Annotated in this window: 21 protein-coding genes; 15 read left to right on the forward strand and 6 right to left on the reverse strand. The window is 74.6% G+C overall.

Annotation, left to right across the window (positions count from 1 at the left end; translation table 11 throughout):
* The first annotated feature begins 225 nt into the window (after nt 1-225).
* Both ACQP12_RS09495 and ACQP12_RS09500 read left to right on the forward strand, forming a co-directional pair.
* Nucleotides 226-1,128 (forward strand): NAD-dependent epimerase/dehydratase family protein, encoded by a 903-nt coding sequence (locus tag ACQP12_RS09495; RefSeq protein WP_433286717.1) that lies wholly within the window; start codon nt 226-228, stop codon nt 1,126-1,128.
* Nucleotides 1,129-1,378: 250 nt separating this feature from the next.
* Nucleotides 1,379-4,618, forward strand: a complete 3,240-nt coding sequence (locus tag ACQP12_RS09500) for an Ig-like domain-containing protein (RefSeq protein WP_433286720.1) — start codon at nt 1,379-1,381, stop codon at nt 4,616-4,618.
* Between the two features lie 54 nt (nt 4,619-4,672).
* Here the strand turns inward: ACQP12_RS09500 and ACQP12_RS09505 are convergent, their stop codons facing one another.
* The gene (locus ACQP12_RS09505) at nt 4,673-5,722 is read right to left on the reverse strand and encodes a zinc-dependent alcohol dehydrogenase family protein (RefSeq protein ID WP_433286722.1); all 1,050 of its coding nucleotides are present in this window, start codon (nt 5,720-5,722) and stop codon (nt 4,673-4,675) included.
* A 104-nt stretch (nt 5,723-5,826) separates the two neighbouring features.
* On the opposite strand from ACQP12_RS09505, the gene ACQP12_RS09510 reads away from it, so the two are divergent.
* The 11 genes from ACQP12_RS09510 to ACQP12_RS09560 all read left to right on the forward strand — a co-directional run bounded on the left by ACQP12_RS09510 (nt 5,827) and on the right by ACQP12_RS09560 (nt 17,427).
* Entirely contained in the window at nt 5,827-6,729 is a 903-nt protein-coding gene (locus tag ACQP12_RS09510) for an arginase family protein (protein WP_433286724.1), read from the forward strand.
* A gap of 281 nt (nt 6,730-7,010) precedes the next feature.
* The gene (locus ACQP12_RS09515) at nt 7,011-8,273 is read left to right on the forward strand and encodes a cytochrome P450 (RefSeq protein WP_433286726.1); all 1,263 of its coding nucleotides are present in this window, start codon (nt 7,011-7,013) and stop codon (nt 8,271-8,273) included.
* A gap of 165 nt (nt 8,274-8,438) precedes the next feature.
* On the forward strand, nt 8,439-8,891 hold the full coding sequence (locus ACQP12_RS09520; protein WP_357942689.1) for a helix-turn-helix transcriptional regulator: 453 nt from the start codon (nt 8,439-8,441) through the stop codon (nt 8,889-8,891).
* 252 nt (nt 8,892-9,143) lie between these two features.
* Nucleotides 9,144-11,513: a nitrate- and nitrite sensing domain-containing protein gene (locus tag ACQP12_RS09525; RefSeq protein WP_433286729.1), complete on the forward strand. Its 2,370-nt coding sequence runs from the start codon at nt 9,144-9,146 to the stop codon at nt 11,511-11,513.
* Between the two features lie 18 nt (nt 11,514-11,531).
* Nucleotides 11,532-11,936, forward strand: coding sequence for a roadblock/LC7 domain-containing protein (locus ACQP12_RS09530; RefSeq protein WP_121398599.1), 405 nt, complete (start codon nt 11,532-11,534; stop codon nt 11,934-11,936).
* A gap of 47 nt (nt 11,937-11,983) precedes the next feature.
* Complete coding sequence (locus ACQP12_RS09535; RefSeq protein ID WP_433286732.1) at nt 11,984-13,177, forward strand: ABC transporter substrate-binding protein; 1,194 nt, start codon at nt 11,984-11,986, stop codon at nt 13,175-13,177.
* Entirely contained in the window at nt 13,174-14,067 is an 894-nt protein-coding gene (locus tag ACQP12_RS09540) for a branched-chain amino acid ABC transporter permease (protein ID WP_433286734.1), read from the forward strand. Before ACQP12_RS09535 ends, ACQP12_RS09540 begins: the two co-directional genes overlap by 4 nt.
* A complete protein-coding gene (locus tag ACQP12_RS09545) occupies nt 14,064-15,074 on the forward strand; it encodes a branched-chain amino acid ABC transporter permease (protein WP_433286736.1) in 1,011 nt (336 codons plus the stop codon). Before ACQP12_RS09540 ends, ACQP12_RS09545 begins: the two co-directional genes overlap by 4 nt.
* The gene (locus ACQP12_RS09550; protein WP_433286738.1) at nt 15,071-15,814 is read left to right on the forward strand and encodes an ABC transporter ATP-binding protein; all 744 of its coding nucleotides are present in this window, start codon (nt 15,071-15,073) and stop codon (nt 15,812-15,814) included. Before ACQP12_RS09545 ends, ACQP12_RS09550 begins: the two co-directional genes overlap by 4 nt.
* Nucleotides 15,814-16,587 (forward strand): ABC transporter ATP-binding protein, encoded by a 774-nt coding sequence (locus ACQP12_RS09555; RefSeq protein WP_433286740.1) that lies wholly within the window; start codon nt 15,814-15,816, stop codon nt 16,585-16,587. Before ACQP12_RS09550 ends, ACQP12_RS09555 begins: the two co-directional genes overlap by 1 nt.
* A 30-nt stretch (nt 16,588-16,617) precedes the next feature.
* On the forward strand, nt 16,618-17,427 hold the full coding sequence (locus ACQP12_RS09560; RefSeq protein ID WP_433286743.1) for a class I SAM-dependent methyltransferase: 810 nt from the start codon (nt 16,618-16,620) through the stop codon (nt 17,425-17,427).
* Between the two features lie 15 nt (nt 17,428-17,442).
* Here ACQP12_RS09560 and ACQP12_RS09565 read toward each other — a convergent pair whose 3' ends face one another.
* The 5 genes from ACQP12_RS09565 to ACQP12_RS09585 all read right to left on the reverse strand — a co-directional run bounded on the left by ACQP12_RS09565 (nt 17,443) and on the right by ACQP12_RS09585 (nt 22,441).
* Nucleotides 17,443-18,198, reverse strand: a complete 756-nt coding sequence (locus ACQP12_RS09565) for an alpha/beta fold hydrolase (protein WP_433286745.1) — start codon at nt 18,196-18,198, stop codon at nt 17,443-17,445.
* A gap of 143 nt (nt 18,199-18,341) precedes the next feature.
* Entirely contained in the window at nt 18,342-20,414 is a 2,073-nt protein-coding gene (locus ACQP12_RS09570) for a phosphocholine-specific phospholipase C (protein ID WP_433286747.1), read from the reverse strand.
* A 216-nt stretch (nt 20,415-20,630) separates the two neighbouring features.
* Complete coding sequence (locus ACQP12_RS09575; protein ID WP_357942710.1) at nt 20,631-21,089, reverse strand: DUF5709 domain-containing protein; 459 nt, start codon at nt 21,087-21,089, stop codon at nt 20,631-20,633.
* 81 nt (nt 21,090-21,170) lie between these two features.
* Nucleotides 21,171-21,941, reverse strand: coding sequence for a hypothetical protein (locus ACQP12_RS09580; RefSeq protein WP_433286750.1), 771 nt, complete (start codon nt 21,939-21,941; stop codon nt 21,171-21,173).
* A complete protein-coding gene (locus ACQP12_RS09585; RefSeq protein ID WP_433286752.1) occupies nt 21,938-22,441 on the reverse strand; it encodes a SigE family RNA polymerase sigma factor in 504 nt (167 codons plus the stop codon). Before ACQP12_RS09585 ends, ACQP12_RS09580 begins: the two co-directional genes overlap by 4 nt.
* A 138-nt stretch (nt 22,442-22,579) precedes the next feature.
* On the opposite strand from ACQP12_RS09585, the gene ACQP12_RS09590 reads away from it, so the two are divergent.
* Both ACQP12_RS09590 and ACQP12_RS09595 read left to right on the forward strand, forming a co-directional pair.
* Nucleotides 22,580-23,371, forward strand: a complete 792-nt coding sequence (locus tag ACQP12_RS09590; RefSeq protein WP_433286755.1) for a DUF3152 domain-containing protein — start codon at nt 22,580-22,582, stop codon at nt 23,369-23,371.
* A 58-nt stretch (nt 23,372-23,429) separates the two neighbouring features.
* Complete coding sequence (locus ACQP12_RS09595; RefSeq protein WP_433286758.1) at nt 23,430-25,088, forward strand: FAD-dependent oxidoreductase; 1,659 nt, start codon at nt 23,430-23,432, stop codon at nt 25,086-25,088.
* Nucleotides 25,089-25,125 lie beyond the last annotated feature (37 nt).

Here is a 25,125-nt window from a genome sequence, read left to right on the forward strand (position 1 = left end):
GATGCACCCGACCGTGACCTCTCTATGCGGCTGTGCCACTCCTATGTCGACTTGAGGCGGGCGCAGATCGTGGCGAGCAGAGTGGCTGAGGGCGATTTCCCGGGACACGCTTGCAATGAGCATTTCCGGCAGTTCGGTGATGAATTGAGGCAGTGGTGGGCGAGGCATGCGGTGTCGTCGTGTGCTCACGGGATGCCGCACCTCGGCACGGGGGAGGATGTGACCATGAGTGGACTCGAAGCAGTGGTTCCCCGGCGGGTCGTCGTCACCGGCGCGGCCGGAAAGCTCGGTCGCGCCGTGGTCGCGCACCTGCGCGCGGCGGGCGTCGACGTGCTCGCGGTCGACCGCGCCGGCGGGCGCGACCCGCGTGACATCGACGGCGAGTTCCTCCTGGTCGACCTCACCGACTACGGGCAGGTGCTGGAGGCGTTCACCGGCGGCGCCGACGAGCACGCCGGCGGTGTCGGGGCAGTGGTGCACCTGGCGGCGGTCCCGGCGCCCGGGCTGCTGCCCAACGCGGTGACCTTCGCGAACAACTCGGCCGCGACGTACAACGTCTTCGCCGCCGCGCGGGCGGCCGGGATCAAGCGGGTCGCGTGGGCGTCGAGCGAGACCGTGCTGGGCCTGCCGTTCGACACCCCGCCGCCGTACGCGCCGGTGGACGAGGAGTACCCGCCGCGCCCGGAGTCGACCTACTCGCTGAACAAGGCCCTCGAGGAGGAGATGGCGCGGCACTTCTGCCGCTGGGACCCCGACCTGGTCATGGTGGGCCTGCGCTTCTCCAACGTGATGGACGTCGAGGACTATGCGGGATTCCCGGCCTTCCAGGCCGACCCGGGGCTGCGCCGCTGGAACCTCTGGGGCTACATCGACGCCCGCGACGGCGCCCAGGCGGTCGAGCGGGCGCTCGCCCACGACCAGCCCGGCGCCGACGTCTTCATCATCGCCAACGCCGACACCGTGATGACCAGGTCCAGCGCCGGCCTGATGGCCGAGGTCTACCCGGACGTCGAGATCCGCGGGGAGCTCGGCGAACACGAGACCCTGCTGAGCATCGACAAGGCCCGCCGGGTGCTGGGCTACGAGCCGCGGCACTCCTGGCGCGACCACGTCGATCCCGCCGGTTGATCCGCCGATCAGGCGGCGGAGGCTCCCGTGAGCAGGGCCCCGCCATCCGATCGGGGGAGCGGGTCTGTATCGGAAGGTGGGGCGGCCCGCCGGTGCGGCCGGAATTGATGCCGTGCGGTGGAATCCGGGTGCGCCGCGGTACCGCGAAAAGACCTTGCCTTCTACGGTGACGTCCGGCACGCGGGCGGGTGGACGTCGCCGGGGACCGACCCGGTGGTGCCGTCCCGGGCGTTCACAGGGAGTTGACTGGATGCAGGTCTGGAGTCGCACCGCTGCGGGTCTGGTCGCCGGGGCCGTCGTGGTGATGGGCGTACCGGCGGTCGCGGGCACCGTGGCGACCAAGCTCACCACCACGGGCGCGGCCACCACCGCGCGGACCGGCACGGCGGCGATGAGCGGCGGCGCCGCGCTCGGCGCGGCGCGCACGGTCGCCACGGCCGCGCAGGTGGTGCCGGGGGACACCCGGCTGGTGCCGACGGCGCCGCGCACCGACACGCCGCGGATCACCAACGGCGAGATCAAGGACCTGGAGGTGATCGGCAACCGGGTCTTCATCGCCGGCACCTTCACCTCGATCGCCAACGTCGGCGGGGCGACCATCGCGCAGAAGTCGCTGGCGTCGTACAACCTGGACACCGGGAAGGTCGACACCGGCTTCAAGCCGACGTTCGACGGGTCCGTCGAGGCCGTCGAGGCGTCGCCCGACGGGTCGTCGCTCTACGTCGCGGGGTCCTTCAACACGGTCGGCGGCGTCACGAAGCGGAAGATCGTGAAGCTCAACCCGACCACCGGCGCGCCGATCGCCGCGTTCACCGCGACCGCGAACGCCCGCGCGACCGCGCTGGCCGTGAGCAGCACCGCCGTCTACGTGGGCGGCCAGTTCGCCACCGTCAACGGGGTGAGCCGCCCCGGCCTGGTCGCGCTCAACCCGACCACGGGCGCGGTCGACACCGCCTTCAACCTGCCGCTCACCGGCGGCATCGGCGTCGGCGGCATGCTCACCGTCCAGCAGCTCAAGCTGACTCACGACCGGAGCAAGCTGCTCGTCGTCCACACCGGCCGGCAGATCGCCGGCCAGGACCGCTACGGCGTCGCGCTCATCAACACCGCCACCAAGGCCCTGCTGCCGTGGCGTACCCGGCTGTGGGAGGACAACCTCTCCTTCGTGGGCGGCATCCAGCGGGTGTTCGCCGGTGACATCGCGCCGGACGACTCCTACTTCGTCGTCACCAGCGGCTCGGGCGGCGACCGCCCGCCGATCAACGACACGGCCATCGCGTACCCGCTCACCGGCGCCGACAACGTCCAGCCGCTCTGGGTGTCGCGGCACTTCGACAGCGTCTACTCGGTCGCCATCACCGCCACCGCGGTGTACGTCGGCGGCCACTTCAGCTGGCAGGAGTCGCCGACCTCGAACGTCCCGTGGCCGGGCCTGGACAACGTCGGGTACGGCACCGGCCAGGGCCTGAGCGGCTACGGCCTCGGTGACCAGGTGGTCCGCCGCGACCACCTCGGCGCGCTCGACCCGGCCACCGGCACGGCGCTGGAGTGGAACCCCGGTTCCAACTCGTACGAGGGCGAGAAGGCCATGCTGGCCACCGCGCGCGGACTGATCGTCGGCGGCGACGGCAACGTCAAGGGCGGCAAGACCGTCGGCCGGGTCGGCTTCTTCGACCTGAACACGGTGCCGGCGCCGGCGGCGGTCGACACCACCATCGTCACCCCCATCGAGGGCGCCGTGAAGCCGGCAAACGAGCCGTTCACGCTGGGCGGCCAGGCGCTCGCCCCGGCCGGCGTCACCCGGGTCCAGATCGAGATCCAGAACAAGAACACCAGCCAGTACCTCCAGGACGACCTGAAGACGTGGGGCGCGTCCAACAGCATCAACGCCACGGTCGCCGCGCTGAACGCCACCTCGACCACGTGGACGCTCCCGGTGTCGCTGCCTTCCGGCGTCTACCAGATCCAGGCCAAGACGTTCGGCCGCAACAGCACCAGCGACCCCACCAAGGCGGTCAAGAAGATCGAGACGTTCCGGTTCGACGACCTGCCGCCGTCGACGCGGATCGACTCGCCGCCCGGCGGCCTGCTCGCCACGAAGACCTTCGTCGCCACCGGCACCGCCACCGACGACAAGGGCGTCAGCGCGCTGACCTACTCGTTCCGCACCCCCGACAACCGCTACCTGCAGGACGACGGGACGGTGGCCGCGGTCTACAACACCTTCCGCGGCGAGCCGGACGTGATCGGCGCGCTGTCGACCACCTGGCAGTTCGAGGTGGCCCTGCCGATCGAGGGCCAGTGGAAGATGACCGCCACGGCGATCGACACCACCGGGCAGAGCGACCTGCGCGGCGACACCCGGGACTGGACCGTCTCGGCGACCGGTGTCCCGCCCACGGTGGCCATCACCGCGCCCGTGCCGATGACCCCGCCGACCGCGGCCGCGCCGGTCACCGTCGGGCCGGGCGGCACCATCACCTTCGCCGGCACTGCCCAGGACGACGACGCCGTCCGGTCGGTCGAGATCTACCTGCGCAACAACACCACGCGGGAGGCGCTGGCCGCCGACGGCACGTGGGGCGCCGACTCGGTGGCGGCCTACTACCGGATCTCACCGACCAACCTCAACGCCGCCTCGTACGCCTGGTCGTTCACCACCGTGCCGCTCACCCCGGGCGTCTACGACTTCCGGGTACGGGCCACCGACAGCCTGGGCCTGACGACCTCGGGCAGCAACCAGGGCCGGCTCAGCGTCACCGCGCAGGTGCCCGGCGACGCGTTCCCCGACGGCCGGCTGAGCTTCACCGGTGTCGACCAGAACGTCGACCAGCTGCACCTCAACCTGGCCGGCACGGCGACCGACGACAAGGGCGTGCAGAGCGTCCGGGTGGCGCTGCGCGACCTGGACACCGGCCGGTACGTCCAGCCGAACGGCACCATGGCCGCCGCCTTCGCCACGGTGAACGCCACGCTGGCCGCGCCGGGCGCGACGAGCACCGCGTTCACCCTGTCGATCGACCTGCCGACCAAGGGCGAGTACAGCGTCGAGGCGTGGGCCGTCGACACGGCCGGCCAGCAGGACGGCTCGACCTCCGGCGCCACGGCGCGGTACCTCGTCTACCCCGGTGACCTCGACCCGCGGCTGGAGCCGAGCATCACCCCGGTGGAGGGCGAGGCCTACACCGGCGGCCGGATCGTGGTCACCGGCCGGGCGGTCGACGACGTCGGGATGCTCCGCGTGGAGATCCAGATCTCGAACAGCGCGGGCCAGGGGATGAACGCGGCCGGCACGTTCAGCACCCCGGGCACCCCGGGCAACTTCCCGTGGATCGCGTCCTTCCTCACCAGCCCGGGGTCCCCGGGATCGAACTTCGCGTACACCTCGCCGGCGATCCCGGCGGGCACCTACAAGGTCTCGATCCGGGGCGTCGACACGTACGGGCAGTTGCAGCAGCCGCCGAGGACCGTCTCGGTCACCGTCAGCTGAGCACGGCCGCGGACCGGTCCGGCCCTCCGGGGGGCGGGCCGGTCCGCGGCGCGTTCAGCGGGGTACGACGATGCACATGCCGCCGGCGGCGGGACCGTCCATCGCGGTCAGCGCGTCCGGCACCTCGTCGAGGCCGATGGTGCGGGTGATCAGCTCGCCGGGACGCAGGACCCCCGCCGTGACCAGCCGGAGCAGCTCGGGGTAGGCGTGCGCCGCCATGCCGTGGCTGCCCCGCAGCTCCAGCTCGTACGCGATCACCAGCTCCATGGGCACCGCTGGGCGGCCCTGGGCGACGGGGAGGAGGCCGACCTGCACGTGCCGGCCGCGCCGGCGCAGGCTCTCGACGGACGCCACGCAGGTGGCGTGACTGCCCAGCGCGTCGAGGGAGAGGTGGGCCCCGCCGCCGGTCGCCTCCCGGACGGCCGCGGCCACCGCGCCCGGCCCGGTGAGCGCGCCGCCGTCGAGGCAGACCGTCGCCCCGGAGCGCCGGGCGAGGTCCAGCGCGCCGGGGGCGATGTCGACGGCCACCACCCGCGCGCCGCAGGCCGCCGCGATCATCACGGCCGACAGGCCCACCCCGCCGCAGCCGTGCACCGCCACCCACTCGCCGGCCGCCACCCGGCCCTGCTGGACCACGGCCCGGAACGCCGTGGCGAAGCGGCAGCCGAGCGCCGCCGCGGTCGGGTAGTCCAGTTCGTCGGGGAGCCGGACCAGGTTGACGTCGGCGTGCCGCACCACCACGTACTCGGCGAACGAGCCCCAGTGGGTGAAGCCGGGCTGCGTCTGCCGCTCGCAGACCTGCTGGTCGCCCGCCAGGCAGGCGGTACACCGCCCGCAGGCGCAGACGAAGGGTGCGGTGACCCGGTCACCGGGCCGCCAGCCGCGGACGTCCGCGCCGACCGCCGCGACGACGCCGGCGAACTCGTGCCCGGGGACGTGCGGCGGGCGGATGTCGGGGTCGTGCCCCTGCCAGCCGTGCCAGTCGCTGCGGCACAACCCGGTCGCCTCGACCCGGACCACCACGCCGTCGGGCGGCGCCACCGGGTCGGGGACCTCGCGGACCTCGGGCCGGGCACCGAACTCGTCGAAGATCACGGCACGCATGCCCGGCATCCTCACACGCCGCCCGCCCGGCCGGCGACGCGGCCGGTGGTGCGGTGGCCGCCGATACCGCCGCTGCCCACGGCCATGGATGCCACGATGGGGGCGTGACAGCGCGGGGCTGGTATCTGGTGGGGGCGCCGTGGGACTGCTCGGGCCTCGGTCGGGGTGAGCGGCTCGCCCCGGCCGCCCTGCGCGCGGCCGGGCTGTCGGACCTGGTCCCCGACGACGCCGGGGACGCGCCGATCGTCATCGACGACGACCGGCGGGACGACACCACCGGCGTACGCGCGCTGGGCCAGACCAGCCGGTCGGCGCGGGTGCTGGCCGACTCGCTCGACGCCGCCGCCGGGGGCCGGGCCGGCCGCCGGCCGCTGGTGCTGGGCGGTGACTGCAGCCTGCTGCTCGGCGTCCTGCCCTGGCTGCGGCAGGACCGGGGCCGGGTCGGGCTCTGGTTCGTCGACGGGCATCCCGACTTCCTCGACGGCGCCTCCTCGCCGACGGGGGAGACCGCCGACATGGACCTGGCCCTGCTCACCGGCTCCGGTCCCGAGCAGCTCACCGCGCCGGCCGGGTCGACCGCGCCGCTCGTCGCGCCCGCCGACGTGGTGCTGATCGGCCACCGGACCCGTGATCTCGACCCGGAGGCCGCCGCGGAGGTGGCCCGGCTGCCCGACAGCATCCGGCGGATCGACGCCCCGGCGGTCGTCGACGCGCCGCGGCGGTGCGGCGAGCGCGCCGCGGCCCTGCTCGCCGACGTCGACGACGGCGTCTGGCTGCACCTCGACTGCGACGTCCTCGACCCGGCGGCCCTGCCGGCCGTGAGCTACCCGGAACCCGGCGGGCCGACCACCGGACAGCTCGCCGACCTGCTGGAGCCGCTTTTCGCCTCGCCCCGGCTGCTCGGCGCGAGCATCGCCGACTTCCGTCCGGACCTGGATCCGGACGGCACCCACGCCGCGACGCTGGTCGCGCTGCTGCGCCGGCTCCTGTCCGGCGACGCTCGTTGACGGTCCGATTCCGTGGCCGGCGGCTAATGTGCGACCGGAGCCGGCCGCTTCCTTTTTCCGCCTCCCTCGGTAAGGTCGTTAGCGCTGCTCATCGCGGGTGTCGATGCGCAATCGGCACGCCGCAACTTGCAGGCCGGCAAGGAATTCGCAACGCCGATGGAACGCAATTCCCAAGGCAATCCCATTGATGTCGACAAATCTTGACTTGATTCGTCGAAGGGCGCACCGTGAACGGTGCCGGCACCCGAGGGGTCGCCGGGTCGCCATTCCAGGAGGCGGTCATGCGGTGGAATCCGTTCGCCGGCGCGTATCTCGCCGACCCGGCGCAGGTGTGGCGGGAGCTCCTCGACTCCCCGGGCGGGGTGCACCACGACGAGGACCTCGGGCTGTGGCTGATCACCCGGCACGCCGACGTGCGCCGGGCGCTCAGCGACACGGAGAGCTTCCGCAACGCCCTCACCCTCGCGCCGGTCTACGACGTCTGTCCGGAGGCGATGGCCGTCATCATGCAGATCGACGCTCCGCCCACCACGGCCGCCGCCGACCCGCCGGTGCACCCGCGGACCCGCCGGGCGCTGCGGGCCACCTTCGCCAACACGGCCGACCGGGTCGAGCAGCGGTACGGCCCGATCGTCCGGCGCCGCGTCGACGAGCTGGTGTCCCGCCTCGCCGCCCGCGCCGGCCAGCAGGTCGACCTCGTCCCCGCGTTCACCACCGAGCTGCCCCTGCTGGTGCTGCTCGACCTGCTCGGCGTGCCGGAGCGGGACATCGCCCGGGTCCGGGCCTGGGCGGACGGCCAGATCGCCCTGGTCTGGGGGCGGCCGGAGCCGGCGGAACAGGTCCGGCTCGCCCAGGGTCTGCTGGAGTTCTGGCGCTACTGCCAGGAACTCGTCCGCGACCGTCTCGACAGTGACCGGCCCGGCGACGGCTACGTCGACCAGCTGCTCGCGTACCGGGACGGTGACGACGAGGTGCTCACGATCGCCGAGGTGTCGAGCATCGTGTTCAACCTCCTGGTGGCCGGGCACGAGACCACGGCCGGGCTGCTCGCCCACGCGCTGGACCAGGCGCTCGCCGATCCCGACCGGTGGCGGGCGATCGCCGCCGAGCCGCACCGGGTGCCCGCCTTCCTCACCGAGACGCTGCGCTTCGCGCCCGCCATCGACGGCTGGCTGCGGGTGACCAACCGGCCGGTCACGGTGGGCGGCGTCAGCATCCCGGACGGGGCGCGCTGCCTGCTGCTGATCGGCGCCGCGAACCGGGACCCGGCCGTGTTCGCGCACCCGAACCGGTTCGACCCGGAGCGGGCGGACGGGACCGACCACCTCTCGTTCGGGCACGGGCCGCACTTCTGCATCGGCGCGGCTCTGGCGCGGCTGGAGGCCGGGATCGCGCTCACCCGGCTCGCCGCGGCCGTGCCCGGTCTGCGGCCGGCGCCCGGGCACCGCCGGTCGTACCAGCCCAACGTGGCGTTCCGCGCGCACCGCGGCCTGCCCGTGGTGGTCGACACGGCGGTGCCCGCCGTCGCGCGGCCGGCCGCCTGACCCGCGTCGCCGTGTCGGGCGCTGACCTGCGGACGCCGTCACGGAGCGGAGTCATGTCTTCACACCCGCCGGTGAATGGGTTAAGAATTGTCCCCTGCGAATGCCCAGTCATCACCCCGCCCCGATCTCATGTCGATGCCGATCCGGCGTCGCGAAGGTGAGCACATGGATCGCACGCCCCCGTCGAGCGCCGCTCACTCCGCCGCCAGCCATCGCTTCCGCGCGGAACTGCGTCGCTGGCGGACGCGGCAGGGCCTGACCCAGCGGGCGCTCGCGGAGCGGGTGCGGTTCAGCCGGGAGACGGTGGCCGCGGTCGAGTCCGGCCGCCGGTTCGGCAGCCAGGAGTTCGCCGTCCGGTGCGACGAGGTGCTCGGCACGGGTGGCCGGCTGGCGGCGTTGTGGCCCCAGGTCGCGGCGGAGCAGTTGGCCGCGGACGGCCGCCGCGGGCCCCGGTTCGGCGAGGTGGCGCGGCTGGAGGCGGGGCCGCCGGCCCGGCGCGACGCGCGCGATCCCGAGGCGGTCGTGGCGGCCATCGACGAGTTGCGGGAACTGATCGGTCAGGTGCTCGGCCAGCCGGAGGCCGACGGCCCGCCGTCCTCGCCGTCCTCCCGGCGCTGACGCCCGGGAGGGGCGGGTCGTCACGCACCGTCAGCGCTGCCAACTCTGGGTACAGATGCTGGTACGGGCTGTTTGTACCACCGTCAGGTCTGGTCTGGGCGCACGGCTTCCGGCGCAATGAAACGTGCAATCCGCAAATGCAGATAGACCGTTGTTGATGAGTGCGGGGAGTCAGCCTTGGCGTCGAGCACGAGGTCCCACGCGGCCCGACCCTACCCGACCCGCCGCCGCGGCTGGAAGATTGCCGCCCGGATGCGCCTCATCGTCGCGGCCCCGCTGGTCGCCGTGCTGGGCTTCGCCGGCCTGGCGCTGACCGAGAGCGCCCGCCAGACCACCCGCGCCAGCGACCTCGGCCTCCTGGCACAGCTCGGCGCGGAGGCGGGCGACCTGGCCCACCGGCTGCAGAACGAGCGCATCGTCGCCGCCGACCTGCTCACCCGGGGCGCCCCCGAGCAGCAGGACGCCTTCGCCGACGCCACCACCGCCACCGACGCCGCCGTCGCCCACTACCGCCGGCAGCGGGCGAAGCTGCCCGCCGGCTCCGCCGCCGACCAGGCCGTCCTGCCGCGGATCGACGCGGCGCTCGCCGGCCTGCCGCCGCTGCGGGCCCAGGTGCGCACGGCGGAGCGCGCCTCGGTGTCGGCGATGACCTTCAGCTACCGGATCGCCATCGCCGACCTGCTCAGCCTCCGCGGGAGCGTCACGCTCGGCGTGGTCAACGCCCGGATCGCGGACGGCATCCGGGCCTCCGCGGCGCTGTCCCAGGTGGCCGAGGCCATCGGCCAGCAGCAGGTCGCCGTCCTGCGCGCGGTGTCGTCCGACCAGCTGACCCCCGCCATGCAGCAGGACATCACCGCCGCCCGGGCCGGTTTCACCGAGTCGAGCCTCGCCTTCCTGGCGCTCGCCCGGCCCTCCTGGCGCGGCTGGTGGGAGCAGGCCGCCAGCGGCGAGAGCGCGCTCCTGCTGCAACGGATGCAGGACCAGGTGTCCCGCAGCGTCGCCGGCAGCCCGCTGGAGCTGGACCTCGACACCTGGGTCACCGCCACCCGGCAGTGGTCGGTGCGCCTGGCCGAGCTGCGCCAGCGGGTCGACACGGTGGTGCTCGGCGACGTCCGCACCGCGCACGAGGACCAGCGGCGGCGCACCGTCATGGAGGCCGTGGCCGTCGTGGTGGCCCTGGTGCTCACCACGCTGGTCACCTGGGCGGTGGCCCGGCAGATCACCCGGCGGCTGCGCCGGCTGCGGGACGCGGCGAACGCCGTCGCGTTCGAGCGGCTGCCCCAGGTGGTGGCGCGGCTCGAACACCCGGACAGCTCCTCGGTGGACCCCGACGAGCTGGCCCGGCGGCAGGCCGGCGACGCGCTGGAGCCGTCCAGCGACGACGAGATCGGCGAGGTGGGGCAGGCCTTCACGGCGGTGCACCGGGCGGCGGTGCGGACGGCGGCCGAACAGGCGGTGATGCGCGCCAACACCGCCGAGATCTTCATCCACCTCAGCCGGCGCGAGCAACGACTCGTCGACGCGGTGCTGGCCCAGGTCGACAAGGTCGAGCGGGACGAGACCGACCCGGACCGGCTGCACCAGCTCTACACGCTGGACAACCTGGCGACCCGGATGGGGCGGATCAACGCGAGCCTGCTGGTGCTCGGCGGGGTCGGCGTCGGGCGGGTACGCCGTCACGACGTGCCGCTGCAACAGGTCCTCCAGGCGGCGCAGAGCCAGATCGAGCACTACGCCCGCATCCGACTCGGCCTGGTCGACGGCGACGTCGCCGTCGGCGCGGAGTCCGTCGACGAGGTCGTGCACCTGCTGGCCGAGCTCATGGAGAACGCCACCGGCTACTCACCGCCGGGCACCGACACGTGGGTGACCGGCCGCAGCCTGGGCGACCGGGTGATCGTGCAGATCAGCGACGAGGGCGTGGGCCTGTCCCCGCAGCGGCGGCAGCAGCTCAACGACCTGCTCGTCCGGCCGCCCGCCATCGACGTTGCCGCGGTGCGGGCGATGGGGCTGGTCGTGGTGGGGCAACTCGCCACGCGGCTGGGCGTGGCCGTGCAGCTCCGCCCCGGCCCGCGCCGCGGCACCATCGCCGAGGTGGCGCTGCCGGGGTCGATGATCCGTCCGCTGCCCCCGGAGGAGTTCCTGCTCACCCCCGGCCGACCGTCCCGGCGGGCGGCGCGGACCGCCGTCGCGCCGCCCTACCGGGCGGCGCCCGAGCCGTGGGCCGGCAGCCCGCCGGCCGACCAGGTGCTGCCGGTGGCGCCCGTCTTCCAGCCCGCCGCCGCGCCGGACCGCGGCACCGTGCCCGCCGAGGAACTCGTCATCTACCACCAGGTCAACCACTGGTTCCAGGCCGACCGCCCGGGGGCCGGCAACGGTACGCCGTGGGCCAGCCCGGCCGACGACGCCTGGCGTACGGCGGCCCGGGCCGACTCGCCCGAGGTCGCCGGCACCACCACCTCGGGCCTGCCCAAGCGGCAGCCGCAGCAGCACCTGGTGCCGGGCGGCGTCACGGTGCCGCGGCAGCGCTCCGAGCACCGCGACCCGGCGCGGGTGGCCACCGCCATGGCCGCGTACGCCCGGGGGGTCGCCGGCCGCCGGCCCAATCTGATCAACAACTGACCCGACAGGGGAGTGCACGTGACCGACCACCAGGATCTCGGCTGGCTGCTGGACGCCTTCGCCGAGCGCGCGACCGAGGTCAGCCATGCCATCGCCATCTCCAGCGACGGCCTGATGGTGGCCGCCACCCGAGGGCTCCCACCCGACCGGGCTGACCAGCTGGCCGCCACCGGCAGCGGGCTGGTGAGCCTGCTCCGCGGCGCGGCGGCCTTCTTCGACGCCGGCGCGGTGATCTCCAACGTCACCCAGCTCGAGGGCGGCTTCATGTTCTCCATGGCCTTCAACGACGGCGCCTCGCTGCTCGTGCTCGCCGACCCGCAGTGCGACGTCGGCAAGGTCTCCTACGAGATGACCGAGCTGGCCAACCGCATCGGTGACGCCCTGACCCCGGCGGCCCGGGCGGCCCTGAGCCGCAGCCGCTGACCCCGGCGCCCCCACGCCGGAACCCCACCCCCCACGTAGGAGCACACATGTCCCTCACCATGTCCCGGCGCGGCCGCGCCCGCACCGCGGCGCTGCTCGCCCTCGTCCTGCTCGCCACGCCCGCGTGCGCCCACGACGAGGGCGGCGCCGGCGCCGGCGCACCCGTCAAGATCGGCCTGCTGGCGTCGCTCTCCGGCACCTACCAGGCGGTCGGCAAGGACATCCGCGACGGTTTCGAGCTCTACCTGTCCAGCCACGACGGCAAGCTCGGCGGCCGGGAGGTGGAACTCGTGGTCGCCGACGAGGGCAACGGCGCGGCGACCGCAGTGCCCGCCGCCACGAAGCTGCTCAAGCAGGACCGGGTCGTCGCGCTGACCGGCGTCGTCGGCGGCGGCTCGGTGGCCGCGGTCTACCCGCTGCTCAACGAGACGAAGGTGCCGTTCGTCGGCTCCAACGGCCGGCCCGAGCTGAAGGACGTCTCCCGGGTCTGGCACACGTCCTACCTGTCCGACGAGCCGGGCGAGGCGATCGCCCAGCACGTGCGCGACGACGTCAAGGGCAGCGTCTACGCCATCGGTCCCGACTACCAGGGCGGCTGGGACGAGTTGCGCGGCTTCACCGAGGCGTTCGCCAAGGCCGGCGGCAAGCTGGCCAACCCGGACGGCAAGGCCACCTTCACCCCGTTCCCGGCGACCACCAACTTCACCCCGTACTTCGCGCGGATCAAGGCCTCCGGCGCGGACGCCGTCTACACGTTCTACGCCGGCAGCGCGGCCGTCGACTTCGTGAAGCAGTACGCCCAGTCGGAGGTGAAGGACCTGCCGCTCTACGCCGCCGGGTTCCTGACCGAGGGCGGGGTGCTCAACGCGCAGGGCGAGGCCGCCCGGGACATCTACTCCGTGCTCAACTACTCGCCCGACCTCGACAACGCGGAGAACCGCGCCTTCGTGGCCGCCTGGAAGGCCGAGCACGACGGCTCCCCGACCACGTACGCCATGGCCTCCTACGACGCGGCGGCCGTGCTGGACCGGGCCATCGCGGCGGCCGGGGACGACGCGACGCCGGAACGCGTCAACGCCGCCATCGGCCAGCTCGGCCAGATCGCGAGCCCGCGCGGCACCTGGCAGTTCTCGCCGGCCACCCACGCGCCGGTGCAGAAGTGGTACCTGCGCCAGGTTCGCCAGGACGGCCGGGCGCTGTCCAACACCGTGGTGGGCGACCTCGCCACCGTCGGCGGGTGACCGCGGTGGCCGCCGGCATCCGGTTCGACCCGTACGTCGTTCCCGCCATCGACGGGGTCGCCTACGGCCTGCTGGTCTTCGTCGCCGCCGCGGGGCTGGTGCTCTGCTTCGGCGTCGCCGGCATCCTGAACCTGGCGCACGGCACTCTCTACGCGATCGGCGGCTACACCGCGGCCGCGCTGCTGGACGGCGGCTGGCCGAGCCTGGCGCTCGCGCTGGCCGTCGGGGTGGTGGCCGCCACCGCGTCCGGCGCGCTGGTCGCCGGGCTGCTCACCCGCGTCGCCGCCCGCAGCCACCTCACCCAGGCGCTGCTGACCTTCGGGGTGGCCCTGGCCGGCGGGAGCCTGCTCGTGGGCGCCTTCGGGCCGGACGACCCGCCGGTGCGCGTCCCCGCCGCGCTCGACGGGTCGGTGGCGGTGGCCGGTCACCGCTATGCCGCGTACCGGCTGGTCTTCATCGTCGTGGCGGCGCTGCTCGCCGGCCTGCTCCACCTCGTGGTGCGCCGCACCCGGGCCGGGATGCTGGTCCGCGCGGCGGTCGACGACGCCGAGATGGTCGCCGTCCTCGGGGTGAGCCCGGCCCGGATCCGGGTCGGTGTGCTGGCGGCCGCCGGGGCGCTGGCCGGCGTCGCGGGGGTGCTCGGCGCGCCGATCATCGGCCCCGGGCCGGACACCGCCGACGCCGTGCTGCTGCTGTCCCTGGTGGTGGTCGTCCTCGGCGGCCTCGGCTCGATGACCGGCACCCTGCTCGCCGCCCTGGCCGTCGGCCAGATCCAGACCCTGGGTGTCGCGCTCGCCCCGTCGGCCGCCCCGTTCCTGCTCTTCGCCGCCATGGCGGTGGTGCTGGCCGTGCGGGCGCGGGGGCTGGCCACCGTGCGGAGGGCGACGTGAGGCGGGGAGCGGTCCGCGCGCTGCGCCGCGGTGTCGCCGTGGTGGTGGTGGCCGCGCTGGTGCTGGCGCCGTGGACGGTGGATGACTACACGGTCGCGCTGCTCGCCCGCACCCTGGCGCTCGGCCTCGTGGCGGTGAGCGTCGCGCTGCTCACCGGCGTCGCCGGGCTGCCCACCCTCGGGCAGACCGCACCCTACGCGGCGGGCGCCTACGCCAGCGCGGTCATCGGCAGCCACCTCTCCGACGTCGGCCTGGTGCACCTGGCCGTCGCGGCGGCGGCCGGGGCGGCGCTGGCCGCGGTGACCGTGCCGCTGGTGGTCTCGGCGCTGGGCGTGGTGCTCCTGATGATCACCCTGGCGGTCGGCGAGCTCGCCGTGGCGGTTGTGGGGCGCTGGCGGTCGGTGACCGGCGGCACCGACGGGCTGGCCGGCGTCGCGGCCTCCCGTCCACTGTGGGGGTTGCCGGTGCTGGCCACCGACCGGGCGCGCTACCTCTACACGCTGGTAGTCGTCGCGGCGCTGGTCGGTGTGGTGCTGCTGGTCCTGCGTACCCGGGTCGGGCTGCTGCTGCGGGCCGGCCGCGACGACGAGGCGCGGCTGCGGGCCAGCGGCCACCGGGTGCCCGGCCACGTCGCCGGCGTGCACGTCGCCGCCGGAGCGGTCGCGGGCGCCGCGGGCTCCCTGCTCGTGGTGGCCCAGCAGTTCGTCTCCCCGGCCGACTTCGGTTTCGACACCTCCGCCCTGCTGCTGCTCGGCGTGGTGATCGGCGGCACCGCCTCGGTGGGCGGCGCGCTGGTCGGCGCCGCGCTCGTCATGGCCGCCCGGGACTGGCTGTTCGGCGTGCTCCCCGGGCAGGCGCCCCTGGTGCTGGGGCTGGCGTTCGTCGCCGCCGTCTACCTGCTCCCCGACGGCGGGCGCCGGCCGGCCGTACGCGGCCGGCTGCTCCCGACCGTCCCGGCCCGCCGTCCGGCACCGGACCGCCCGACGCCGACGGGAGCACGCGCATGACCCCGCTGCTGTCCGCCCACGGGATCACCGTCCGGTACGGGTCGCTGGCCGCGCTGGACGGCGTCGACCTGTCGATCATGCCGGGCCAGCGGCACGCGCTGATCGGGCCGAACGGCGCCGGCAAGACGACGTTGCTGGACGTGCTCGGTGGGTCCACCCGGGCCGGCGGGGGCCGCGTGCTGCTGGCCGGCCGGGACGTCACCCGCCTGGGCCCGGCCGCCCGGGCCCGCCGGGGCGTCGCCCGGATCCACCAGCGCCCGGCCGTCTGGTCGACCCTGACCGTGCGGGAGAACCTGCTGGTCGCCGCGCTGCCGCGGGCGGTGCGGCCGGGCCGGTGGCGCCCGTCGGCGCGGCGGCGGGCGGCCGCGCGGACGGCGGACGCGCTGCTGGCGCGGGTGGGCCTGACCGGGATCGCCGGGATCCCCGCGGGGCACCTGGCGCACGGGCAGCGCCGGCAGGTGGAGATCGCCATGGGGCTGGCCGGCCGGCCCCGGCTCCTGCTGCTCGACGAGCCGGCCGCCGGGCTGTCCACCGTCGAGGTCGGGTGGCTCATGGGGTTCCTGCGGACGCTGCCCCGCGCGGTCGCGGTGCTGCTGGTCGAGCACCGGCTGGACCTGGTGTACGCGCTCTGCGACACGGTGACCGTGCTGCGCGACGGCCGGACCCTGGCCACCGGTACGCCGGCCCAGATCCGCGCCTCCGGCCCGGTCCGCGAGGCGTACGCCGAGGGGGTGGCCTGATGCTGCGGATCGACGGGCTCTGCGCCGGCTACGCGGGCGGCACCGTGCTGCACGAGGTGAGCCTCGACGTGCGCGCCGGCACCGTCCAGGCGGTGGTGGGGCGCAACGGCGCGGGCAAGAGCACGCTGGTGCACAGCGTGGCCGGCCTCGTGCGGCCGTACGCCGGCCGGATCGAGATCGGCGGCGCGCAGGTCGCCGGCCGGCAGCCGCACCGGATCGCCCGGTCCGGGGTCGGCCTGGTCCCGCAGGGCCGGCGGGTCTTCTCCCGGTTGACCGTGGCCGAGCACCTGGTCCTGGCGGCCGCGCCGTGGCGGGCCGCGACGCCCGGCGGCGAGGGCTGGACGGTGGCCCGGATCCTGGAGCTGCTGCCCCGGCTGGGATCCCGGCTGCGCCACCGCGGCGACCAGTTGTCCGGCGGCGAGCAGCAGATGCTGGCCATCGCCCGGGCCCTGCTCGGCCAGCCCCGGCTGCTCCTGCTGGACGAACCGTGCGAGGGCCTCGCCCCGGACCTGGCGGCCCGGGTGCGGGAACTCGTCGGCACGCTGGCCCGGACCGGGCTGACCGTGCTGCTCGTCGAACAGCAGCTCCGGCACGCCGTCGAGGTGGCGGACCGGATCGCGGTGCTGGAGTACGGCCGGGTCGTCTACGACCGGCCGGTGCACGAGGTCCGGGCCGACCCGGACGTCCTGGCGGCGATGCTCAGCGTCGCCGCGGTCCCGGAGCCGTCGGCTCCCCGACCGGTGCCCGGGCTCTGGCCCGACGCCGGGCACTGACCCGACCCGCAGCGACAGGGATGAGGAACGATGCCGACCCACGTCCATGACACCGACTACGCCTTCGACAACGGCTCTCCGGACGCCGTGCCCCAGATGCGGGCGCTGGAGTCCTTCCTCGATCCGATCACCGCGCGCCGGATCGCCCCGCCGGTGCTCGCCCCGGGCGGCGTGTGCTGGGAGGTCGGCGCCGGCGGCGGTTCGGTCGCCCGCAACCTGGCCCGCGCGGTCGGCCGGGGCGGGCGGGTGCTGGCCACCGATCTCGACACCACGCACCTCACGCCCACCGGCAACCTCGACGTACGCCGGCACGACGTGCGCACCGAGCCGCCGCCCGGCGACGCCTTCGACCTGATCCACGCGCGGCTGGTGCTGCTGCACCTGCCGGAGCGGCGGCGCGTGCTGGCCTCGCTGGCCGGCGCGCTGGCCCCCGGGGGGTGGCTGGTGGTCGAGGAGTTCGACTGCACGGCGCCGCTGCGGGTGCTGACCGCCCCGAGCGACGACGCGGCGAAGCTCTTCGCCCAGGTGACCGACGCGATGCTCGACATCCTCCAGAGCCACGGCGCCGACCTGGCCTGGGCGCAGGACGTGCACGGGGAGCTGGTGGCGGCGGGGCTGGTCGAGGTCGACACGGTCGTCCACGCGCAGAGCTGGCCCGGCGGCTCCCTCGGAGCGTCGCTGTACGGGACGAACTCCCGGCAGCTGGAGCCGGAGCTGCTCGACGCCGGGTTGTCGCCCGGTCAGCTGGAGGCGTTCCGCCGGCTGCTGCGGGACCCGGGGTTCGCCGTGATGTCGTACCAGTTCGTGTCGACCCGGGGGCGGCGGCCGGCGGCGCGGTGAGCGTCGTCCCCGCCGCTACCGCCCGAGGAACTCCTCGATGACCGTGGCCAGCCGCACCGGGGTCTCGTACATGGCGTAGTGGCCCGCGTTGGCGAGCACCTCGAGACGGGCGTTGGGGTAGTGGCGCAGCCAGGTCTCGCGCATCGTGCCGGCGCCCAGCGCGGGGTCGTGCTCGCCGACCACGGCGAGCGCCGGCACCGGGTTGCCCTTCACCTCGTCGGTGAAGTCGGTCCGCGCCCACGCGGTGAGGTAGGCGCCGAAGGCCTCCGGGGTGGAGTGGGCGAGGGAGAACCGGACCATCTCGTCGAGCCAGCGGCCGGACAGCCGGTTGCCGGTGGTGAGGTCGATGATCGCGCGCCGGTTGGCCGGGTCGGCGGCGGCGCCGTCGAACAGCGCCCAGCTCTGGAGGTCGAACGGCACGCCGCCCGCCGGGACCGGGCTGATGCCGACGAGGTGGGTCACCCGCCCGGGGGCGTCGGCGAGGACCCGCTGGGCGGCGCTGCCACCCATGGAGTGCCCGACCACCGAGAACGTGTCCCAGCCGAGGGAGTCGACAAGCGCCAGGGCGTCGCGGGAGATCTCGGCGATGGTGTGCTCGCCGGTGACGCCGGCGCGCCCGCCGTAGCCGCGGTAGTCCGGGAACGCCCAGGTGAAGCGCTCGGCGTCGATCAGCTCCGGCAGCCAGCCCCAGCCGCGCGCCGAGCCGAACCACCCGTGCAGGGCCAGCACCCGGTGCGGCCCGTGACCGACGGTGCGGTGGCTGATCGTCATGTGGGGGCCCCTTTCACCGGTGCGGCGTGGCGACAGTGAACGACCTGACGGCCCGGCGGGGGAACACCGGCGTCGGATAGGCGACGGTGTCCGAGGTGACCGCCCGCCCCGGTCGGGGGTGGACGGTCACCTCGGAACGGGGATCAGATCAGGCCGCCCATGGCCGGGTCGCTGATGCTGGGCTTGCCGTTCTCGACGTGGCCGGCGTACCGGGCCGTGAACGCGGCGTCGGCGGAGACCGTCACGGTCAGGTCATACCAGCCGTGCGCCCGCGACACCGACCACGACGGCGACTCCGTCCCGCCCGGCTTGAGCGACAGCCTGGTCCGCCGCGACGAGTAGCGGTCGGCGACGGTCACCTCGACCCGCTTCGCGCCCCGGTTCACCAGGGTCAGGCCGACGTGGTGGTCGCGCTCGTCGTACCGCGCCCGGACGTCGACACCGGCGCCCGCGCCGCCGGTGAAGCGGCGGAAGAAGCCGTTGGGGCCGTGCACCTCGAGGTCGTACCCGGCGGTGGCGTCCCAGGTGTCGCTCACCTGACGGCCCGGCTCCACCGTGTAGGTGCGGGGCGGCTGGGCCGGGTCGGCCGAGCGGACCCCGAAGACGCCGCTGGCGCCACCGGAGTTGCGGAGGTCGAGGTGGAACGACGTGCCGACGGCCCGCCCGTCCACGTGCAGGGTGTACGGGATGGCCCGGGCGGCCCGTACCCCCCGCTCCTGGCCGGGCAGGCGCGGGTCGGCCGGCGGCACCGGCGCCTCGTCGGGCTTGCGGGTGAGGTCGACCGGCTTGAGGTCGGCGGTGTCCGGCAGCTTCACCCGCGGCGAGGCGTTCGGGGTCCGGAAGTCGAACGCGCTGGTCAGGTCGCCGACCACCGCGCGGCGCCAGGGCGTGATGTTGGACTCGACCAGGTCGGCCCTGCCCTTGGCGAACCGGGTCTCCAGGAAGCGGATCAGCGAGGTGTGGTCGAACACCTGGGAGTTGACCCAGCCACCCCGGGTCCACGGCGAGACGACGATCATCGGCACCCGGATGCCGAGGCCGTACGGGCCGGCGGCCCGCCGACCGTCGCCGGGGAAGATCTCGTTGGTGGTGGGCACTGTCGACAGGCCCTCGGCGCGGCTCTGCGGCGGCGTCGGCGGCACCAGGTGGTCGAAGAAGCCGCCCTCCTCGTCGTACGTGATGAACAGGGCCATCCTGCTCCACACCTCGGGGTGGTCGGCCAGGATGTCGACGACCTGCGACATGTACCAGGCGCCGTAGTCGGGACCCCAGTTCGGGTGCTCGCTGTAGGCCTCCGGCGCGACGATCCAGGAGACCTGCGGCAGCGTCCCCTTCGCCACGTCGCGGCGGAAGTCGGCCAGCAGCGCCTCGGGGGAGCGGTCCTGCGCCACGATCTCGGTGCCGGTCTTCGCCCGGTCGGCGAGGGGGCTGCCGGGCCGGGCGTTCTGGTACTGGTGGAAGTAGAGCAGCGAGTTGTCCCCGTAGTTGCCGATGAACGGGTCCCCGGTCCAGCCCCAGTAGCCGTCGGCGGTCAGCCCGAGACCGGCGTCCTGGTAGACCTTCCAGGACACGCCCGCGCGCTCCAGCCGCTCCGGGTAGGTCGACCAGTCGTAGCCGGCCTCGGCGTTGTCGATGACCGGGCCGCCACCCTTGCCGTCGTTGCCGACCCAGCCGGTCCACATGTGGTAGCGGTTGGGGTCGGTCGAGGCCAGCACCGAGCAGTGGTAGTTGTCGCAGACGGTGAAGGCGTCGGCGAGGGCGAAGTGGTACGGCAGGTCGCTTCGGGTGTGGTGGGTCATGGTGACCACGCCCTTGTTGGGCACCCACCGGTCGTACCGGCCGCCGTTCCAGGCGCCGTGCGTGTCGGCCCACCCGTGCGGCGGGTCCGGCAGGAACGTCTGCCCGAGGTCCGGCACCTCGGGCCGGAAGGGCAGCAGGTCGGCGGAGCCGTTCGGCTGGTGCCAGACGCTCCGGCCCGAGGGCAGCGTCACCGGATGCGGATCCGCGAAGCCCCGGACCCCGCGCAGGGTGCCGAAGAAGTGGTCGAAGGAGCGGTTCTCCTGCATGAGGATGATGACGTGCTCGACGTCCTCGATCGAACCGGTCCGGTTGTTCGCCGGGATGGCGAGGGCCTTGCTGAAGTCCACCGGCAGGGCGGCCGCCGCCACCGGCGCGCTCATCATCTTCAGGAAATTTCGACGGTCAACACTTGCCATGACAGAGCACCCACCTGACTGACGCCGAACGATTGGCGGGTGCACGCTATTGGCGCCAGGTGGATCTCACGTGTCCGGAACGCGAGCGTTGCGCCAACGCCGGTAGAGCCGTGGGCCGGGACGGGCGGACCGTAAGAACCACGAACCCTGGCGAGCCCCTCGCCTCCGCCCCTCCGGAGCCCGCACGTCCGAGCCTCGGGACGCCACCATCCCGCGTCAGCGCAGCGGGCCGTCTCCCGGGCCGTTCGGGTCGTCGACCAGGTGCATCGCGGCCTCCTCGGCGCTGGCCGCGCCCCCGTCGATGCCGGCGTCCCAGGCGACCGAATCCGCCTGCTCGTCCTCGCCGAGGCCCTCGTCGTCGGCGACCAGGCGCCCCGTCCGGGTCTCCCGCTCGTAGCCCCGGCGGGTCAGCTCGTCCTCGTCGTCGGCCACCTCGGCGTACGGGTCGATGTCCGGTTCCTCCTGGGCGAGCAGGTGCGCGAGGGAGTCGCCGGCCCGCTCCTCGGCGGCCGTGGTGCCGAACCGGTTGGCGGCCGTCCAGTGGTCCGCGGCGACGATGCCGGTGTCGAGGGGATCGCCGGTCCGGTCGTCGAGGGTGTCGGAGGCGTCCAGGACACCGTCGTCCTCGGCCACGTTCCACTCGTCCGCGAAGTCCGTCCGCTCGGTCTGGCTCATGGCGATCCTCCCTGGTCAACGCCCAGCACTGCCGTTCAGCCTAGAACCCCCGCCGGGGGCGACGACGACCGCGGGGTCCGGTCACAGCCGCCGCCCACGGGCGTCGCGGGCGACGATCCCGTCCAGTGGTGTCGCGGGGGCCAGCACCCCCGGGTCGAACCAGAAGATCACCAGTCGCTGGTCCTCGCTCCACCGGGCCAGCCGGGCCTCGACGTGGCGGCCGTCGACGGTGCCGACGATCCGGGCGGCCGGCCCGACGAAGTACCCGAACGTGGGCACCGGGGTGTCGGAGGGCACCCGTCCCTGCGGGTCGTAGCCGATCTCGTGGAAGCCCGGCCGGCGGTCGCTGCCCGCCACGTCGTTGATCAGGTAGTCGGTGGTCAGCTCGCCGGTGGGGGAGCGCCGGCCGCCGACCAGGCCGATCGTCACACCGGGCAGCTCGGGCACGTCGACGGGAACGACGTAGAAGACCCGTTCGTCGTCGCCGTACCGGATGCCGGTGCCGACCACGGCCCCGATCGGCCGGGGCTCCGCGGGGCTGAGGGTCGTCGGGCTGAGGGTCGTCGGGCCGGGGGTCGTCGGGCCGGGGTCGGCGGTCGCCGGGGAGGCGACGACGGGCGCGGTGGCGACCGGCCCGGGCCCGGGCGGCTCCGGGGGGCGGGTCCGCGCCACCGCGCCGCCGACGCCGATCACCACGGCGGCGACCGCCACCGCCACGGCGCCGGTCCCGGCGACCCGCCGGCGGCGGCGCACCCGCCGGCCCTCCCGCATGATCCCGGCGAGGTCGAGACCGTTCCGGTCGGCCCGCTCGGTCGCCCGCATGGCGCGGCGCAGCTCGTCCGCCTCGTTCATCGCCGGGTCCCCTGCGGCTCCGGCGCGGTCAGGCCCGCGCCGCGCAGTTTGTCCAGCGCACGGGAACCGGTGCTCTTGACGGTGCCCACCGAGACGTCGAGTTCGCGGGCCACCTGAGCCTCCGGAAGGTCGAAGTAGTAGCGCAGGACGACGACGGCCCGCTCGCGCGCGGTGAGCGTGCCGAGGATGGCGAGCAGCCAGCGCCGGGTCGCCACCTCGTCCGCGACGTCGCCGCCGCGCCGCTCCGGGAGGTCCTCGGTGGGGTACTCCCGGATCGGCCGCCGCCAGGCGTCGACGAGATGGTTCACCAGCACCGACCGGGCGTAGCCGTAGGCGTCGCCGTTGCGGATCCGCGACCACGACGCGTAGGTGCGGACCAGCGCGGTCTGGGCCGCGTCCTCGGCCTGGTGATGGTTGCCCGTCATCAGGAAGGCGGCGTGCACCAGCCGCGCGGACGCCGCCGTGGCGAACTCGACGAACTCCGCGTCACCCCGGGCCATGCCCGCCCTCTCCGCATCCCACCAGGTTCAGGACGGGTGAGGCGGGCGAAAGGTTGAGTCCCCGCCGGACCAACTTTGTCACCGGGCCACCCGTCCTCCTCCCCGCACACCACCCGGCGACGGAGAGGGAGACCGACGATGACGAGGACCGTGGACCGGGCTCGCGGTGGCGCGACGATGCTACTGCTGGTCGCGCTGCTGTCCGGCTGCGCGCTGCCCGCGGCCGGCCGGCCCGCCGGCCCGCCGCCCGCCGCTCCGGCCGCCACCGAGCGGGCGGCGGCGCCGGCTCCGGCGTCCGCCCGGCAGCCTCCGGTCCGGATCGGTTATCCCGGCCACGGCCACGGCCGGTGGCGGTTCGCCGCCGCGGAGCCCACCACCCCACGGGGTACGGGCCGGCTGCTGCGCTACCGGGTCGCGGTGGAGGGCGACATCCACGGGCTGCCGCCGGCGGACTTCGCCGCCGAGGTCACCCGCACCCTCAGCGACCCGCAGGGCTGGACCGCGGACGGCAGGCTCGCCCTGCGCCGGGTCGGTCGGGACCAGCCCGCCGACTTCACCGTCTACCTCGCCACCCCCGGCACCCGGGACGAGCTGTGCCAGGACCGGCCGGACGGCTACACCTCCTGCCGCCACGGCGACCGGGTGGTGCTCAACGTCGCCCGCTGGGCCGGTGGTGTGCCGGGCTACGGCGCGAGTCTCGCCACCTACCGCCGGTACATGGTCAACCACGAGGTCGGCCACCGGCTCGGCCACGGGCACGAGCGGTGCCCGGGACGGGGCCGGCCGGCGCCGGTGATGCAGCAGCAGACCCTGGGCCTGCACGGCTGCACGCCGAACGCCCTGCCCTACCCGCACGGCCGGCGCTACACCGGGCCGCCGGGGACGTACGCCGACCCGGTGCCGCCGCGCGATCGCGGCCGGCCCGACTGACTGGGACGGGGACCGCGCGTGGTGGGGGTCGGGCGGCGATGGTGCTTTAGTAGACGCCATGCCCAACCCCGCGATCCTCACCGTCGACGACGACCCGGCCGTCTCCCGGGCGGTCGCCCGCGACCTCCGGCGCCGCTACGGCGACCGCTACCGGGTGGTGCGGGCCGACTCCGCGGAGGCAGCGCTGGAGGCGCTGCGCGAGCTGAAGCTCCGCGGCGAGCAGGTGGCGGTGCTGATCGCCGACTACCGGATGCCGCAGATGAACGGCATCGAGTTCCTCGAGGCCGCCATGGATCTCTTCCCCACGGCGCGCCGGGTGCTGCTCACCGCGTACGCCGACACCGACGCCGCGATCAACGCCATCAACGTGGTCGACCTCGACCACTACCTGCTCAAGCCGTGGCACCCGCCGGAGGAGAAGCTCTACCCGGTGCTGGACCAGCTGCTGGAGTCGTGGACGGCCGGTGCGGCCACGGCCACCGCCGAGCTGCGGGTGGTGGGGCACCGCTGGTCGGCGCCGTCGTTCAAGGCCCGGGACTTCCTGGCCCGCAACCTGGTGCCCTTCCGCTGGGTGCTCGCCGACGAACGGGAGGGCGCCGAGCTCCTCGCGGCGGCCGGGGTGACCGCGAACGACGTACCCCTGGTCGTGACGGCCGACGGCAAGTCGCTGGTGCAGCCGACGACGGCCGACCTGGCGGCGCAGGTCGGGCTGGCCACGACGCCGGCCGCGGAGTTCTACGACCTGGTGGTGGTCGGCGCCGGTCCGGCCGGGCTCGGCGCCGCCGTCTACGGCGCCTCGGAGGGGCTGCGGACGGTGCTGATCGAGCGGCGGGCCACCGGCGGCCAGGCCGGGCAGAGCAGCCGGATCGAGAACTACCTCGGCTTCCCCGACGGCGTCTCCGGCGCGCAGCTGACCGACCGGGCCCGCCGGCAGGCGCTGCGCTTCGGCGCGGAACTGCTCAGCGCCCGCGAGGTGGTGTCCCTGGAGGACGCCGGCGGGGCGCGGGTGCTGCGGTTCTCCGACGGCAGCAGCGTCGCCGCGCACACGGTGGTGCTCGCCACCGGCGTCTCCTACCGGATGCTGCCCGCGCCCGGGTTGGCCGAGCTGACCGGCCGGGGCTGCTTCTACGGCTCGGTGGCCAGCGAGGCGCCGAGCTGCTCGGGGGAGGACGTCTACATCGTCGGCGGGGCGAACTCGGCCGGTCAGGCCGCCGTGCACTTCTCCCGGTACGCCCGCCGGGTGCACCTGCTGATCCGCGGCGACGACCTGACCCGCTCGATGTCCAGCTACCTGATCGAGCAGATCGCCCGGATCGACACCATCGAGGTGCACCCGCACACCGAGGTGGTCGGCGGCGCCGGCCAGGAGCACCTCGAAGAGGTGACCCTGCGCGACACCCGCACGGGCGAGACCCGGCGGGCCGACACGTCGTGGCTGTTCGTGTTCATCGGCGCGGAACCGCACACCGACTGGCTCGACGGCGCGGTCGCCCGGGACAGCCGGGGCTTCGTCCTCACCGGGCCGGACCTGACCCGAGGGGGCCGCCGGCCCGCCGGCTGGGGCCTGCCCCGGGACCCGTACCACCTGGAGTCCAGCATGCCCGGCGTCTTCGCCGCCGGTGACGTGCGGGCCGAGTCGGTGAAGCGGGTGGCCTCGGCCGTGGGCGAGGGCGCCATGGCGGTCTCGCTGGTGCACCGCTACCTGGAGGCCCAGTGAGCGCGAGGAGTGAGCCGGGTCTGCGAGCCCCGCAGTC

The organism is Micromonospora sp. CA-244673 (genome assembly GCF_050948395.1).
Lineage (GTDB): Bacteria > Actinomycetota > Actinomycetes > Mycobacteriales > Micromonosporaceae > Micromonospora.

Coding starts and splice junctions, on each gene's coding strand:
- ACQP12_RS09570 (WP_433286747.1), bottom strand. CDS start 20,414: ATGGCAAGTGTTGACCGTCGAAATTTCCTGAAGATGATGAGCGCGCCG.
- ACQP12_RS09590 (WP_433286755.1), top strand. CDS start 22,580: ATGACGAGGACCGTGGACCGGGCTCGCGGTGGCGCGACGATGCTACTG.
- ACQP12_RS09560 (WP_433286743.1), top strand. CDS start 16,618: ATGCCGACCCACGTCCATGACACCGACTACGCCTTCGACAACGGCTCT.
- ACQP12_RS09500 (WP_433286720.1), top strand. CDS start 1,379: ATGCAGGTCTGGAGTCGCACCGCTGCGGGTCTGGTCGCCGGGGCCGTC.
- ACQP12_RS09575 (WP_357942710.1), bottom strand. CDS start 21,089: ATGAGCCAGACCGAGCGGACGGACTTCGCGGACGAGTGGAACGTGGCC.
- ACQP12_RS09525 (WP_433286729.1), top strand. CDS start 9,144: ATGCGCCTCATCGTCGCGGCCCCGCTGGTCGCCGTGCTGGGCTTCGCC.
- ACQP12_RS09495 (WP_433286717.1), top strand. CDS start 226: ATGAGTGGACTCGAAGCAGTGGTTCCCCGGCGGGTCGTCGTCACCGGC.
- ACQP12_RS09565 (WP_433286745.1), bottom strand. CDS start 18,198: ATGACGATCAGCCACCGCACCGTCGGTCACGGGCCGCACCGGGTGCTG.
- ACQP12_RS09555 (WP_433286740.1), top strand. CDS start 15,814: ATGCTGCGGATCGACGGGCTCTGCGCCGGCTACGCGGGCGGCACCGTG.
- ACQP12_RS09595 (WP_433286758.1), top strand. CDS start 23,430: ATGCCCAACCCCGCGATCCTCACCGTCGACGACGACCCGGCCGTCTCC.
- ACQP12_RS09520 (WP_357942689.1), top strand. CDS start 8,439: ATGGATCGCACGCCCCCGTCGAGCGCCGCTCACTCCGCCGCCAGCCAT.
- ACQP12_RS09515 (WP_433286726.1), top strand. CDS start 7,011: ATGCGGTGGAATCCGTTCGCCGGCGCGTATCTCGCCGACCCGGCGCAG.
- ACQP12_RS09550 (WP_433286738.1), top strand. CDS start 15,071: ATGACCCCGCTGCTGTCCGCCCACGGGATCACCGTCCGGTACGGGTCG.
- ACQP12_RS09535 (WP_433286732.1), top strand. CDS start 11,984: ATGTCCCTCACCATGTCCCGGCGCGGCCGCGCCCGCACCGCGGCGCTG.
- ACQP12_RS09505 (WP_433286722.1), bottom strand. CDS start 5,722: ATGCGTGCCGTGATCTTCGACGAGTTCGGTGCCCGGCCCGAGGTCCGC.
- ACQP12_RS09585 (WP_433286752.1), bottom strand. CDS start 22,441: ATGGCCCGGGGTGACGCGGAGTTCGTCGAGTTCGCCACGGCGGCGTCC.
- ACQP12_RS09580 (WP_433286750.1), bottom strand. CDS start 21,941: ATGAACGAGGCGGACGAGCTGCGCCGCGCCATGCGGGCGACCGAGCGG.